Here is a 14,984-nt window from a genome sequence, read left to right as displayed (position 1 = left end):
TCCTGATGTAGTGATGAATAGCAAGCCAAGAGCAAGCGATTGCTCGCCTCGAGTGATAGAAAGCGCAAGAATCGCGCATCTTTTCTACGACCCGCCTGAATATGTGCACTGTGATCTAGTTGCCCGTGACGATAGTCGTTATCATGGTGAAAAAACAATTCGTCATCAGAACCTTATCTGAGACAAATACTTGAGCAAGAGGAACGCAATGACGGTTATAAAAAGGGAAGACGTGATCAGCAGTGTCGCTGATGCACTTCAGTACATTTCTTACTATCATCCACTCGATTTCGTCCAAGCACTTGAGCAGGCTTACCATAAGGAAGAGAGCCAAGCTGCAAAAGATGCCATCGCACAAATTCTAATCAACTCTCGTATGTCTGCAGAAGGGCATCGACCGATCTGCCAAGATACCGGCATTGTCACCTGTTTTGTGAATGTGGGGATGGGTGTTCAATGGGATGACACCGATATGACGGTTCAACAAATGGTCGATGAGGGCGTTCGTCAAGCTTACACCAACCCAGATAATCCGCTGCGCGCTTCAGTCTTGATGGATCCAGCGGGCAAACGCATTAATACCAAAGACAACACCCCCGCAGTTGTTCACATCAATATGGTGCCGGGTGATAAGGTTGAAATTCAAATTGCGGCCAAAGGTGGCGGCAGTGAAAATAAAACCAAGATGGTCATGCTCAACCCTTCAGATGACATTGCTGAATGGGTAGAGAAGACGCTCCCAACAATGGGGGCGGGATGGTGTCCTCCTGGCATGCTCGGTATTGGTATCGGTGGCACAGCAGAAAAAGCCGCAGTTTTAGCCAAAGAATCGCTAATGGAGCACATCGACATTCAAGAGTTGATTGAACGTGGTCCACAAAATGCCGAAGAAGAGCTACGTCTTGATATCTTCAACCGAGTAAACAAACTGGGTATTGGCGCACAGGGCCTCGGCGGTTTAACCACAGTCGTGGATGTCAAAATAAAAACAGCACCGACGCATGCCGCATCAAAACCTGTGTGTATGATTCCAAACTGTGCGGCAACGCGTCATGTACACTTTACGCTAGATGGCACAGGCCCTGCGGATCTACAGCCACCTAAACTGGAAGACTGGCCAGATATTACGTGGGAAATGGGCGAAAACACACGCCGTGTGAACCTTGATACAATCACTCAAGAAGAAGCTCAAGATTGGAAAACAGGCGAAACGCTATTGCTGAGCGGTAAGATGCTAACGGGTCGTGATGCGGCTCATAAGCGCATTCAAACCATGCTCGATAATGGTGAAAGCTTACCTGAAGGCGTTGACCTTAAAGGTAAGTTTATCTATTACGTTGGCCCTGTTGATGCGGTAGGAGATGAAGCGGTTGGCCCGGCCGGTCCGACGACTTCCACGCGTATGGATAAGTTCACCGACATGATGCTTGAAGAAACCGGCATTATGGGGATGATTGGTAAAGCAGAGCGTGGCCCGGCAACTGTTGAGTCGATTAAGAAGCATAAGTCAGTTTATCTGATGGCGGTTGGCGGTGCGGCTTACTTAGTGGCAAAAGCGATTAAGAAAGCGCGTGTTGTTGCATTTGAAGATTTGGGTATGGAAGCGATTTATGAGTTTGAAGTCGAAGATATGCCAGTGACCGTCGCGGTGGACTCAAGTGGTGCTAATGCCCACCAAATCGGGCCAGATACTTGGAAAGTGAAAATTGCCGAGGCAGAGGCTTAGTCGCTATTTACCCCAATAAGACTTGCTAGCTTAATTGGGGTAGTCTAGGTTTACTAGTGGCACTAAGTTTATGGAAAAACGAGAAAAATAAGGGAGTATGGCATGCCACGTTTCGTGCAGGTTTTGCAAATCATTATCGCGGTCGTGATTTTGTTTTTTGTCGGTTATGATTTGATCCTTCATGGGGTCAGTATCTTCAATGAGAAATACGTCACGATCACTTGTGCGCTATTTGTTCTACTTGAAATCGCACTGTTTGTGATTTACAAACTGATAGAAGAAGACTGATTCACGTGTTTTTCACGGACAGTTTGGTTGAATTAGCCTCGGATTATCCGGGGTTTTTTGCTCTTAAGGGGCTATTTGTTTTTAAGGTGCTATTTATTCTCAAAAAGAGAGTTTGAAGGCACAAAGGTTGAAGGCATAGAGGTTGTATGAGAAGTATCACACGAGACGTATCTGATTTAGTCAATCGAAGCTTAGATGCACACGTTCGTGTTGCTGTCACAGGGTTATCGACGGCGGGGAAAACCGCATTCATCACCTCTCTAGTGAACCAGTTACTCAACAGCTCGACACACGATAACTTGCCACTTTTGAGTGTTGCTCGAGAAGGGCGCTTAATTGGTGCTAAGCGTGTTCCTCAGAAAAACTTGTTAGTCCCTCGGTTTGCGTATGATGAAGCGATGGAGCAACTTTCTGGCGAAACACCCGCATGGCCGACGCCAACGCGCGATGTCAGTGAAATTCGTTTGGCGGTCAAATATAGGCCAAAAAGTAAAACGCGTCGGTTGCTGTCAAAAACCTCAACGTTACATATTGATATTGTCGATTACCCCGGTGAATGGCTACTGGATTTGCCTCTGCTTGAGCAAGATTATTTTGTATGGTCTGAAAGTCAGCTTGCTGCACTGAGTGGGCAACGTAGCGTGTTGGCAGAAGGTTGGTTAGAGTGCATTGATCAACTTGACTTGGATGCGCCTGCGAATGAAGCGAAACTTCAAGCCATAAGTGAAGCTTACACGCAATATTTACTGGATTGTAAAGATGTAGGCTATCACTGGGTACAACCCGGACGATTTGTTTTGCCGGGTGACTTGAAAGGCGCTCCAGTGCTGCAGTTTTTTCCCATAAAAAAGCATGATCTCGATTCGGTCGTCAAAGGCTCGAACCTTGAGATGCTATTGTCACGCTACAAAGAGTATCAAACGAGTGTGGTGAAGCGCTTTTATAAAGACTACTTTTCCTCGTTTGATCGCCAGATTGTTTTAGTGGATTGCCTGACGCCACTCAACTCAGGGCGAGAAAGTTTTCAAGATATGCGCTTTGCTATCGAACAAATTATGCAAAGCTACCGTTATGGCCGCTCTAGCCTGTTATCAAGACTGTTTGCACCCAAGATTGATAAGGTATTGTTTGCTGCTACCAAAGCGGATCATGTTACCCCAGAGCAACATCCCCCTTTGGTTTCACTGTTACAAAAGATGGTGCACAAGGTATGGCAGCAAGCCGCTTATGAACACATAGATATGCAGTGTATGAGTATCGCTTCGATTGAGGCGACTAACGCTGGGCATGTGTATGCTGACGGCAAAATGCAGAGCGTATTAAAAGGGGCAACAATGCAAGGCGACAAAATCACTGTGTTCCCCGGAAGTGTTCCCAAGTCACTGCCAGATGTGAGATTTTGGCATGAAAATCGATTTGATTTTGCCGCATTTCGTCCACAGCAGCTCGAGGATCATCAGCCATTACCGCATATTCGTATGGACAAGGTAATCGACTACGTTTTAGGGGATAAGTTACGATGAGCGACCACCAACCGAAAACGATTTACCATGAACATGATGAGGCTGAACCTGCCCAGGTTGATAGTTTGTTTGAGCGCTCTCAACAGTTCTCAGAGCAAGAAAAATTTGTACCAGCAGAGGTAACGCCTTCACCCACCGATCAAGCTGTTGATGAGTTGGAGGGCATTATTCGCCCAACTAAGTCGCGCTCAAAGTTGTGGCTAGCTGGCGCTGTGAGTTTTGCCGGACTGGTTGGTTGGCAACTGTTTGATAATGTCACAACGGCGATCGCTACAGGAGATTGGCTATCACTTGGCTGGAGCGGTTTTATCGCAGGGTTGAGTACATTAGGCGGTGTAGCTCTGACCAAAGAGTATTTTAAATTGCGTAGGCTTAAAGGCCACTTTAGTGTTCAAGAGCAAGCAGAGCAGCTCATAGCGACAGATTCTGTCGGCAAAGGGGTTAACTTTTGCCATCAGCTCGCCAAAGAGAGTGGCTTAACTGATGAGTACACCCCGTATGAGCGTTGGCAGAACCAAGTTCAACCGACCCACAGTGATGCAGAAATTCTTGATATGTATGACTCAATGGTGGTGTCTCAACTGGATAAGCAAGCGGTTAAAGTGGTGACGCAACACGCAACAGAATCAGCTGCATTGGTGGCGATTAGCCCGTTGGCTGCGGCTGATATGTTGCTGGTGGTGTGGCGGAATATCAAAATGATCAATGCGCTATCGGAGGTCTATGGCTTGGAGTTAGGTTATTGGTCACGAATACAATTACTACGCTCTGTGTTTGTCAATATGGCCGCAGCAGGGGCAAGTGAGCTCGCAATTGATGCCTCAATGGATATGATGTCGATGGACCTAGCAGGTAAGTTGTCGGTGCGCGCAGGGCAGGGGCTCGGGATTGGGATTCTAACTGCAAGGCTGGGGTTGAAATCAATGGAGTTATTGCGTCCGACGCCTTGGCATGAAGAACGCAGGGTCACTTTAGGCAACATTCGCAAACAAATTGTCGCAAAAGTGGCAGCTTTGACCATGAAATGAGCGTTTTAACGCAGCAAATAACGACTGTTCTTGACGCTAGATACAGGGTGGGAGAAACTACTGTCAACTTTTCGTGACACCATTGATAGGATTAATTCGTGCGTCTAGAAGTCTTTTGTGAAGACCGATTGGGTTTGACTCGTGAACTACTGGAAATTTTGGCAAAGCGTAGTATTGATTTACGCGGCATCGAAATTGATGTAACAGGGATTATTTACCTCAACTGCCCAGATATCGACTTTGATACGTTTAGCGAGTTGATGACTGAAATTCGTCGAATTTCAGGCGTCAAAGATGTACGTAAAATTCAGTTCATGCCAATGGAGCGCCAAAACTACGAGCTGCTTGCGGTTCTTGATAGTCTTCCATCGCCCGTCTTATCCGTTAACCTCAAGGGATACGTTGATACCGCGAACCATGCTGCAAACGCTCTTTTCAGTGCTGATTCAGATACGCTAATCGGTCGCTCCATCGCCCAGTTACTGCCGAATTTTGACTTTAGTGACTGGTTGGACGGTCAACGCACGCGTGTTCGCGAAAACGTCGTTCACAATGGTTTAGACTACATACTTGAACTGATGCCGGTATTTATTTCTGGCGATGATAAAGAGCAGACCTTAGTCAGTGCGGTATTAGCACTGCGCCCAGCGGCAGAGGTTTCCCATAACTCAGACATATTAAGCCCGAGCCAAGAGCTTGGCTTTGAGCACTTTGTTGGGATCTCAAACCGCCATAAAGCGCTGATTCAACAAGCGAAGAAGCTCGCTATGCTGGATCAGCCGCTCCTTATCGAAGGGGAAACTGGGACGGGCAAAGAGATGCTCGCACGTGCGTGTCACAATCGTTCTCATCGTTCGTCTCAGCCTTTCTTAGTGTTGAGCTGTGCCTCGATGCCTGACGATGTAGCCGAAACCGAGTTGTTTGGTAATGCGCCAGGATCATTCAATGATGAAAACGGACATAAAGGCATTTTTGAGCAAGCAGATGGTGGCACGGTCTTTCTCGATGAAATTGGCGAGATGAGCCCGCATATTCAGATAAAGCTTCTTCGCTTGCTGCAAGACGGCACCTTCCGCCGAGTTGGAGAAGAGCAAGAGATGCATGTGGATGTGCGCGTCATTGCGTCTACACGCCACAACCTGTCTGATTTAGCAGAGGCAGGATCCTTCCGTGAAGATTTATATTATCGCCTGAACGTACTGACACTGACTATCCCGCCACTACGAGAGCGAGCAAGTGATATATCGCCGCTGTTGGATCTATTTGTAGCCAAGCACGCTCATCACATGAACATGATGATCCCGAAATGGTCATCAGAGCTTGTTAGCCAGCTTTCGACTTATCATTGGCCGGGGAATATGCGCCAATTAGAAAACATGGTTTTGCGCGCACTGACTCAATTAGAGGATGAAGAGCTGAGGGCAGAAAGCTTCCAGTTACCGAGCAATGAAAAGCTACCTGCTTCGTTTAACAGTCAGCAACTTGATGGTTCACTGGATGACATCATGAAAAACTACGAAGCACAGATTCTAGAACACCTATTTCAGACTTACCCATCGAGTCGTAAACTTGCCAAGCGCTTGGATGTTTCTCATACCTCTATCGCTAATAAGCTTCGCGACTACAGTATCCGCAAGCAATAGGAAGGCATTGTGGTGTTAGGAGAGGTGTATCGAGCAGGGGAAGGCTTCATTCTACGCAGTGCAAATATTGCTGATGCTCAATTAATTAGTGATTACTTCACTGATAATAAAGCGTTCTTGAAACCGTGGGAGCCAGAGCGAGAAGCCGAGTTTTATACTCAGGAAGGCTGGCAGAGAAAGCTCATTAAATTACAAGAGTTACACCGGCTTGGTCTGGGTTTTTACCTCTTGATCATTGACCTTGAGACCGGCGCTATGATGGGGACAGTCTCATTTAGTAGCGTGACCCGTTTCCCGGTTCACAGCTGCAGTGTGGGGTATTCATTAGCAGAAGCGAGTGTTGGACGTGGCATTATGACTAAAGCGCTTGCTCTGGCCGTGCGATACATGTTTGAAGCGCAGAATATTCACCGTATTAGTGCCGCTTATATGCCGCACAACCAAAGAAGTGCGGCAGTATTACAACGTGTGGGCTTTATTAAAGAAGGCTTCGCACCTGAATATATATTGATTGATGGAAACTGGCAGGATCATATATTGACCGCCATTGTTAATCCGAGTTGGAAAAAGAGAGACTAACATGTCAAACCGATTAGAAAAGCAACTGACGCTATTAATGGAGCTTGATCAGCTCAAGTCAGTGCTGCGCCGCACACGTGTAAAAAGCGCGGACGGCCGATTAGAGAACAGTGCAGAGCACAGTTGGCATGTTGCATTAATGGCCATGCTGTTTGAAGAGCATGCCAATGAACCCGTGGATCTTTCCCGTGTGATAAAAATGCTTCTGCTGCATGATATTGTTGAAATTGATGCTGGCGATACGTTCGTGTACGACGCGGTGGCATCTTTAGAGCAAGAACAAAAAGAGCTGGAGTGTGCACAGCGTCTGTTCGGTTTATTACCTGACGATCAGGGTGAGGAGCTATTTTCTATTTGGCGTGAATTTGAAGCGGCACAAACGGCAGATGCAAAATATGCCAAAGCACTGGACCGTATTATTCCTATGCTGTTGAATCATCATAATGATGGCCAAAGCTGGAAAGAGCATGGTGTACACAAAGAACAAGTATTAAAAGTGAATCGTCGTATAGAAGATGGCTCACAATCTCTGTGGCAAAAAGCGCAACAAATTGTTGATAATGCAGTGTCTCAGGGATGGTTGAAGGCGGATTAATTTATGTCATATACATCAATTCATGAATACAGTCGCAAGTGGATTTTCACTCATCAGTCTATGCCGCTGCCTGAGGCAGATCTTGAACTTATCAAGCCAATGTCTCAAGCGCGAGCTGCGCAACTGTGGAAGGAGCAAGTGAGTGCGACTAGCCCAGATGCTGCGCGATTTAGTTCTCAAGACTGGCCGGCTAAAGAATCGAACTGGAGTGAAACGATTAATTGGATGATCGAATGGGACTCTGATGAAAATGACATGCCACCAGCATTATTGCAGTATATTGACTGGCAAGATGACGTGACGGTGTATTTTTGTTATGAAAAATACAACATCTTAGAAACTAAGTGGTCGATATTTAAAAAGCACTGGAAGAACTTTTTGTTCTATGATGACGGTCCGATACTTATTGGTAAAAAACGTGCACAAGCCCTTTGGTTTCAAGAAGATGGTACGGTAAAGTTAGGCCAACGCAGATAGAGCAATTAAAGCCCTTTAAGTGACTATAAATAACAAAGGGCTTTATTTCCCCGATTGTCACTAGTAGAACCCTTTGGTTCGATCATTAAAATGATCTTGTGCGTATTTACGAACATTATTTAACTGATTTCGAATTTAGATATTCATTATTACAATAGTTTGAAGTAAGGCCTCAAATTAACGGTTTTTTACAAGATAAGTCGTGCAATAACGTTTTATTCTGATATTATTTCCACCAATTAGAAAGGATTTTTAATTTGTTTACTGCAGGGATGTTGTCGTGGAAACCTTGATCACTCAATTGAAAAAAGAATTTTATACTCAACTGAGTGCATTTCAATCTGCCACCTTGCCGCATTCCGAGCCGACACTCTCTTTGTTGACACCGGAAGAGCTTTCAGAATTAGAGTCAGCGTGGGTACAACTCTCTATTTGGAAAAAGAAACAACTTCCGACTAACCTCTAAACTTCACCCCTCTTCATTACGTTTTTTTTTGGTAAAGAGAACGCCCAAACTATTTCCTTACACAAAATAAGGTCTTAATGTCCTGTTTTTCATTTCGCTAGCACGTCACTTTAGTGTTGGTATTCTGCGTCTCTTTGTTTACAATTGTTATATTATAACAGTATGAGTTTGCTACGAATGTCGTTTTATCTATTGAACTTTTTGTAAGTGACCTCATATATAGGGCACGGATGTCGTGCAACTACATGACAATCATCAGCAAATGAGGCTAACCTCGTTGCGATAATCATTAGAGAGAGAGTTATGGCGGAAGTTCGAGCCAGAGTGAATTTTAAAGTCGGCCAACAAAGTGATATCGAAGCGGAGCTTTTGTCGTTTCATGGTTTGAAAACAGACAAAGAGCACGTTGCAGTGATATTCCAGCAGGCAGACCAAACTCAAGACCTACCTTTGGTAAGAATGCACTCTGAGTGCCTTACGGGTGATGTGTTCCACTCATCTCGCTGTGATTGCGGCGAGCAATTAGATGAAACCATCAACAAGATGGGTGAGCATGGTGGCATCATTCTTTACTTACGCCAAGAAGGGCGAGGGATAGGGCTCTATAACAAAATCGATGCTTACCGTTTGCAAAGTGAGGGTATGAACACTTACGAGGCGAACAACCATTTGGGTTTTGGCGATGATTTGCGTGATTTTACCGAAGCGGCACAAATGCTTAACGCACTCGGCGTAACAAAGATCCGCCTTGTGACCAATAACCCTAAAAAGATCAAAGAACTTCAAGACAATGGCATCGAGATTGTGGAAGTGGTTCATACATCTGCACATATCAAGTCCGGAAATGAAGATTACCTGAAAGCCAAAGTCTCGCACGGTAAACATAAACTGCCGATGTAGAAATCTATCCTGTTTTGAAAAAGCACCATACTGAGCAGTACGGTGCTTTTTTTGTGTCTTCAGGGCTTGGTGAGATTCAAAATCATACTGCTAAAGTTGTAGAGAAAGCCCAGTCACGTCAATGGCAATAAGATAACCATATGATATTCATTGATAATCTCTAGAGACAAAACCCACCAACATATTAGACTTAAGTTTCTAAGGTTTAATACAACATTCACTTTATTCTTTGCCATACTTATCTCATACATTATGTTCGGGGGAGGCGAATGTATGAGAATAATAACAGGATGCGCATTGTTGCTAATGACGCTCCACGCGAATGCAGTGGAAACAGAACTTGTTGAGCCTATCCTAAATGATCAACAACAAGACAACTATGTTCAAGAACCGATCTACGTAGAGGGAATTAAGCTCTATTATCCCGATCTTGTGGCGAAGTTTGATCAATTGGAAACACCACTCTGGATCGAGCCAGACAACCGCTTTCTGCTCGAAGTGCAGCTTGATGTTGTCGCGCTTTCAGGGGTCAGTCCAGTCATTAAAACGCGTTCTGAGCAGCTCAAGCAGTTTGCTAAGGAAGAGAACTGGATCGCGTATGATCTGCTAGCCAGCGATACCTTGTTGCTTTATGTGAGCTATACCGAGAACATTTCTGAAATGGGTCAAGAGTGGTTTTATGAATCACCTATGGTCAAGCAGACGACTGCACCGAGTAAAGATGCAGTTCTAGCGCTCGAGAAAGCGGTTGAAATGAATGCGTTGTCACAATTCATTGAGTACTACCGCGCTCCGCATATTGACTATGACGATATCGATATTGCGCTCAATGATTTACGCCAATACCTTACAGAGTCGGTCCCTTTGGTTGGCTACGATGGCTTAAAGCGTACTGGTGATCTTCTTCCTGAAAGAGACATTATCATCGAACGTATTTCGATGGCGGCTGTTGATACGTCAATGGTGACACCAGATCTTGATTGGTATGACGAGTCATTAGAAGCGGCGATTCTTGAGTTTCAACGCATTCATGGGTTGAAACAAGATGGTGTTATTGGCCCCAAGACAACCAAGTGGTTCAATGTGTCTCCACGTTATCGAATGACCAAGTTAGCGCTTAACGTAGAGCGGTCACGTTTGTGGAACAAAGGTAATGCTACACAGATTGTTGTAAATGTGCCGAGCTTTGAGATGCGATATTCACATTCAGGGGAGCAGGTCTTTGAATCGAAAGTCGTGGTGGGTAAGTTACGCAGACCGACACCGATCATGCAGATTCATATGCAGTCTGTCGTTTTGAACCCCACGTGGAATATCCCATGGAAAATCATGGTTGAAGATATCGTTCCCAAGGCGAAGAGAGATCCGAGTTACTTACAACGTCAGGGGATCGATATTCTTGAGAGCTGGACGTCGAACCGCATTATCCCATATGAGAGTATTAATTGGGCGACGATGAATCCTCGTTCGTTTCCATACAGAATGCGTCAGCGTTCGGGATACAAGAATGCACTTGGTCTCTATAAGTTCAATACACCTAATGCACGTGCCATCTATTTGCATGACACACCGAGCAAGAATCTATTTAACCAAGACATGCGTGCCTTTAGTTCTGGCTGTATACGTGTAGAGCATGCAGAGGAGTTTGCAGAGGTGCTACTCGACTATCAAGGCATTGAAAGAAATCGATTGAGCACCGCGCGCTCAAATAAACACATTCAATTTAATCAACAGATACCAGTTTTCATCATTTATCAAACGGCGTGGCTTGAGAACGGCGAAGTGCATTATCGTGATGACATTTACGACCTAGACTCGCCATATATGGCGAGTCATCCCAGGACGCTCGAAATCGTTTCAGTAACCCCTAAGCGCTAACTCATCCCATCCTTTAGCATTGTCAAACCCGTGTCGAAATGTCATAGTCTGTGCAGCAAAAGACTATGACATTTATAGGGTAAGTTATGTCTCTCAAATACCAAGTAGTGCCAGTCACTTCATTTTCTCAAAACTGTTCTATCGTATGGTGTGACGAAACTATGAAAGGGGTAGTCATTGATCCCGGCGGTGACGTTAAACAACTTGAAATGCTGATTAAAGAGCTCGGTATAAGTGTTGAGCGTTTAGTATTGACACACGGCCATCTGGATCATGTCGGTGGGACAGAACCTCTGGCAAAGGCACTTGGTGATATTGAGATTGTCGGCCCACATAAGGCAGACAATTTCTGGCTACAAGGGCTGGAAGGTCAAAGCCAAATGTTCGGATTTCCACTAACAGAAGCATTCGAGCCTAATCAATGGTTAGATGAGGGTGACGTTGTCACATTTGGTCAGCAGAAGTTAGATGTTATACATACGCCAGGCCATACGCCGGGACACGTCGTACTGTTCAGCGATGAGGCGAAGTTGGCGTTTGTCGGTGATGTCTTGTTCAATGGCGCAATTGGACGCACTGACTTCCCTCAAGGCGACTTTAATACACTGATTGCTTCTATCAAAGAGAAGCTTTGGCCACTGGGTAATGAAGTGCGCTTTGTTCCAGGTCATGGCCCAGAGTCCACATTTGGCTATGAGCGTAAAACCAATCCATTTGTGGCAGACGAAATGCCAATGTTCTAACTGCTGTTCTCAAAGGCACAGGCGCTAATTGTCCGTCTTATCTGACACTGGCTCTACGGCTGCGAGATAACGTCGAGATAGGCCGATAAATTCTTCTATTGGCCTATCTAAATCACCCTCAGCAATAAAAACATCATAGCCATAGGCGGTTCGCATATGGTGCATTCTGTTCGCCACTGTCGCTTGCAGGCCTTTGAAACAACGGTCACCTGATTGATAGCGTTTAGAGTCCAAAACCATATCTTGAAATTTCTCTCGATTGTTTCCCGCGACACCTACATATAGTAGTGCACGTTGCTCCATAAGGAGCTCTACGGCAAGTCGAGGACAAATAGAGTCAACAAACGGCTGATAGTCCTTAATTCTAATTCCGACCCAAGGAAGTGGGCGCTTCCAACCATCGACCTCTTCCTCACACTGACCTATCCGCTCTATATTGTGCCACGACAAGACCCAGCCTCCTTTGACTCTGTGCTGTTGCAAGTGAGTAGGTGTCAAGGTGAAACCATTATAGGCCTTGCGCATGATGTGGTAGGTCATTGCGACCGCAGCAACCGCGACCAACAAGGATATGAGAGCGGTGTTGATGCTGGGCGATGTTAAAAAGAGAAACAGCAGAGCGACCCCGATCATAATGCCGATCAGTTTGAGGACCATTGATTGGGTGATTCTCTCACGATTACTTAGGTGTAAAGTTTTCATCGTCTACGCTCTTTAAGATATCTGAATTAAGTGTAGTAGAAGGTGTTATCGTTTCTTGCCTTGAACGCGTTGTCTAACCGTATCCTTAATTACTACTAAAGTGACGAAAATAAGATCATTTCACTGATTATCGATACAGTGGTTGTTAATAAATTGAGGTGACTTGGCTGCATTTGGCAGCAATTCAACTCGCTACCCTACAAATCGTCCAATTTTTTTGGTATAAAACGCGCTATTAATTTTTGACCACTGCATGATGCAGTGAAGCGGAGAGATATTAATGAGACTTGCTCACAAGCGTAAGGTACAAGCGAAACTACAAAAATACATCAAAGCAACCGTAGCAAATGTTGCGTCTGCTAAGAAAGTAGCGCCAGTTAAAGAAGCACCAGCACAAGCTGTCGTAAAAGAAGTCGCACAACCTAAAGTGGCATCAAACGTTTCACTGACTCCTAAGCAACAACAGGTTTTCGATATCGTAGCGAAAAACGCTGAAGGTATTAACCCGAAAGGTATCGGCCTAGCGGCTGGTCAAGAAGATGCTAAAGCGGCTTCTTGGGCAACAGGCGCACTTAAAAAACTACTTGAAGAAAACTTGGTAGTAAAAGAGCAACTAGCAGGTAATAAGGTTATCTACAAGACAGCTTAATCTTGAGATACTTGATTTAAAAAACGGCCTTTTTAGGCCGTTTTTTATTATATAAACAATAAGTTATATAATAAATTGGCAGCTATATTAGTAGCTTCAATTAGGCTTTTAATTGACGGAACAAACAAGTCAAATTTCCATCAAATCCCTACACAGCAATGTGTTCGATATTCTTTTCCTCATAGTTACACACCTACCTATGAATAGTTGCCGGGTTTTACGAATATAGTTTTGTATTGAGCGGTTAAAGGAATGCTATACGGATCTCGTTTTATTTTTAATATGTCGTTGTTACATGTTGTAATAAAGTGATAATCTTCACATACAATATGATATGCATCGAAAGGCTGACTATTTATATGGTTAATACCATGTTTGATAACAAAAATGACCTTTGATGTTGACAATAACAACTGACAGGTAGTGCACTGACACTGAGACCAAATTTGAGTCGAAGTGACAGTTTGAGGCGTCAGTAAAACTTTGAATACTATTTAGAATGCTGTACAACCCAGAAGAATCGGTCAAGATCTCGATAGACGATCTTTCGGTCGGAATGTTTGTTACCGGGATAGAAAATAACAAACGTGTCAATTTATCCAATGCGGGTCGTGTAAGTAACCAGGCCGGCATTGAGCGTCTTGTCAGTAATGACATTAAGTATGTCTATGTTGATCAAAACCTCTCGATGAAAGGTTGTGTTATTAAACCATTGTCGGAAGATGAAGGGGTCGAGCCTGCACCCGCTTCAGAGCAAACGGAAACCACGAAACGAACACCTCGCCGTTATTCTCGAGCCTCGCAACAGAAACAAGCTAAGAAACTGATTAAAGAAGCGAAAACGTTAGCACAGCGATTATTAAACGTAACGTTTAACAGTCAGCCGCTAGATGTTGAAGAGATCGATCAGTGGGCTGATGAACTGATCGAAGTCGCGCTGGTGGACTCTGATGCGCTTCATTGTGTTTCTGCACTGCGTAGCAAAGACAGCTATTTACTTGAACACTCGGTTAATGTCGCCTGTTTATTAGTAACGTTTGGTAAGCACCTTAAGATGGACAGTGAAACACTCAAGTCGCTTGCTATTGGGGGCATTATTCACGATGTCGGCAAAGTAAAAGTGGATGACGAGGTGCTGCACAAACCAGGTAGATTAACATCAGAAGAGTTTGAGCACATGAAGTTGCATCAGGTGTATGCGCAAGAAATCATTCACGGAGTACGTGGTTTGAGTCCTGTGAGTCGTGATGTTTGCTTGATGCACCATGAAAAACTCGATGGGACAGGATACCCGAACGGCTTAAAAGAAGATCAGTTGCCGACTGTCGGTAGGATGAGCAGTATTGTTGATATCTATGATGCACTTACCGCCGACCGTTGTTATAAGGCGGGCATGAGTTCTGCCGAAGCGTTTAAAATCTTGCTCTCTCTTACACCTAATCACCTCGACCGAGAGCTGGTCTATAAGTTTATCAACTGTATTGGTATGTATCCGGTCGGTTCATTGGTGGAGTTGAGCGACGGAAGGGTAGGTATTGTCTGGACGTCGAATCAATCTGATCCGCTTAAGCCAGTGATCAAGTGCTTCTACTCCAACAAATATCAACGCTATACCGAAGTGACCTATCTCGATCTTAAAGGATCATCACACAAGATCGTTAAAGCAGTCTCTCCTAAATCGCTTAAAGTTGATTCTGCTCCGTTCTACGACGAGTAGCCTAACAAGGTTACTGTATAAAATCACAGTAAAACATTGCATAACTTCGACCATCTCCTATACTGTATAT

At 44.7% G+C, this 14,984-nt stretch carries 15 protein-coding genes; 14 read left to right on the top strand and 1 reads right to left on the bottom strand.

All coding sequences use genetic code 11. The annotated features are described in order from the left end of the window. Positions 1-208: 208 nt before the first annotated feature. The 12 genes from QWZ05_RS21560 to QWZ05_RS21505 all read left to right on the top strand — a co-directional run bounded on the left by QWZ05_RS21560 (position 209) and on the right by QWZ05_RS21505 (position 11,846). Complete coding sequence (locus tag QWZ05_RS21560; RefSeq protein WP_290300623.1) at positions 209-1,726, top strand: fumarate hydratase; 1,518 nt, start codon at positions 209-211, stop codon at positions 1,724-1,726. A 102-nt stretch (positions 1,727-1,828) separates the two neighbouring features. Further along, on the top strand, positions 1,829-2,014 hold the full coding sequence (locus QWZ05_RS21555) for a hypothetical protein (RefSeq protein WP_290300621.1): 186 nt from the start codon (positions 1,829-1,831) through the stop codon (positions 2,012-2,014). 146 nt (positions 2,015-2,160) lie between these two features. Next, entirely contained in the window at positions 2,161-3,537 is a 1,377-nt protein-coding gene (locus QWZ05_RS21550) for a YcjX family GTP-binding protein (RefSeq protein WP_290300620.1), read from the top strand. Continuing rightward, entirely contained in the window at positions 3,534-4,565 is a 1,032-nt protein-coding gene (locus tag QWZ05_RS21545) for a YcjF family protein (RefSeq protein ID WP_264875262.1), read from the top strand. Before QWZ05_RS21550 ends, QWZ05_RS21545 begins: the two co-directional genes overlap by 4 nt. A gap of 98 nt (positions 4,566-4,663) precedes the next feature. Next, positions 4,664-6,208, top strand: a complete 1,545-nt coding sequence (gene tyrR, locus QWZ05_RS21540; protein WP_264875263.1) for a transcriptional regulator TyrR — start codon at positions 4,664-4,666, stop codon at positions 6,206-6,208. Between the two features lie 12 nt (positions 6,209-6,220). Next, complete coding sequence (gene rimJ, locus QWZ05_RS21535) at positions 6,221-6,787, top strand: ribosomal protein S5-alanine N-acetyltransferase (protein ID WP_373875515.1); 567 nt, start codon at positions 6,221-6,223, stop codon at positions 6,785-6,787. Between the two features lies 1 nt (position 6,788). Further along, the gene (locus QWZ05_RS21530) at positions 6,789-7,382 is read left to right on the top strand and encodes an HD domain-containing protein (protein WP_264875265.1); all 594 of its coding nucleotides are present in this window, start codon (positions 6,789-6,791) and stop codon (positions 7,380-7,382) included. A 3-nt stretch (positions 7,383-7,385) separates the two neighbouring features. Next, complete coding sequence (locus QWZ05_RS21525; RefSeq protein WP_264875266.1) at positions 7,386-7,859, top strand: DUF2947 domain-containing protein; 474 nt, start codon at positions 7,386-7,388, stop codon at positions 7,857-7,859. Between the two features lie 280 nt (positions 7,860-8,139). After that, complete coding sequence (locus tag QWZ05_RS21520) at positions 8,140-8,325, top strand: hypothetical protein (protein ID WP_264875268.1); 186 nt, start codon at positions 8,140-8,142, stop codon at positions 8,323-8,325. Between the two features lie 303 nt (positions 8,326-8,628). Beyond that, complete coding sequence (locus tag QWZ05_RS21515) at positions 8,629-9,225, top strand: GTP cyclohydrolase II (protein ID WP_264875269.1); 597 nt, start codon at positions 8,629-8,631, stop codon at positions 9,223-9,225. Between the two features lie 273 nt (positions 9,226-9,498). Then, a complete protein-coding gene (locus QWZ05_RS21510; protein WP_290300616.1) occupies positions 9,499-11,103 on the top strand; it encodes a L,D-transpeptidase family protein in 1,605 nt (534 codons plus the stop codon). Positions 11,104-11,189: 86 nt separating this feature from the next. Next, positions 11,190-11,846, top strand: coding sequence for an MBL fold metallo-hydrolase (locus tag QWZ05_RS21505; RefSeq protein WP_264875271.1), 657 nt, complete (start codon positions 11,190-11,192; stop codon positions 11,844-11,846). A gap of 24 nt (positions 11,847-11,870) precedes the next feature. Here QWZ05_RS21505 and QWZ05_RS21500 read toward each other — a convergent pair whose 3' ends face one another. Further along, a complete protein-coding gene (locus tag QWZ05_RS21500; protein WP_264875272.1) occupies positions 11,871-12,548 on the bottom strand; it encodes a DUF2982 domain-containing protein in 678 nt (225 codons plus the stop codon). 280 nt (positions 12,549-12,828) lie between these two features. On the opposite strand from QWZ05_RS21500, the gene QWZ05_RS21495 reads away from it, so the two are divergent. Both QWZ05_RS21495 and QWZ05_RS21490 read left to right on the top strand, forming a co-directional pair. Beyond that, positions 12,829-13,197, top strand: coding sequence for a MarR family transcriptional regulator (locus tag QWZ05_RS21495; RefSeq protein ID WP_264875273.1), 369 nt, complete (start codon positions 12,829-12,831; stop codon positions 13,195-13,197). 499 nt (positions 13,198-13,696) lie between these two features. After that, the gene (locus tag QWZ05_RS21490) at positions 13,697-14,914 is read left to right on the top strand and encodes a cyclic di-GMP phosphodiesterase (protein WP_264875274.1); all 1,218 of its coding nucleotides are present in this window, start codon (positions 13,697-13,699) and stop codon (positions 14,912-14,914) included. Positions 14,915-14,984: the final 70 nt, after the last annotated feature.

This window comes from Vibrio agarivorans (assembly GCF_030409635.1).
GTDB lineage: Bacteria > Pseudomonadota > Gammaproteobacteria > Enterobacterales > Vibrionaceae > Vibrio > Vibrio agarivorans.
Note: the sequence above shows the minus strand (reverse complement) of the source record. Positions and strands in the feature narration are given on the sequence as shown.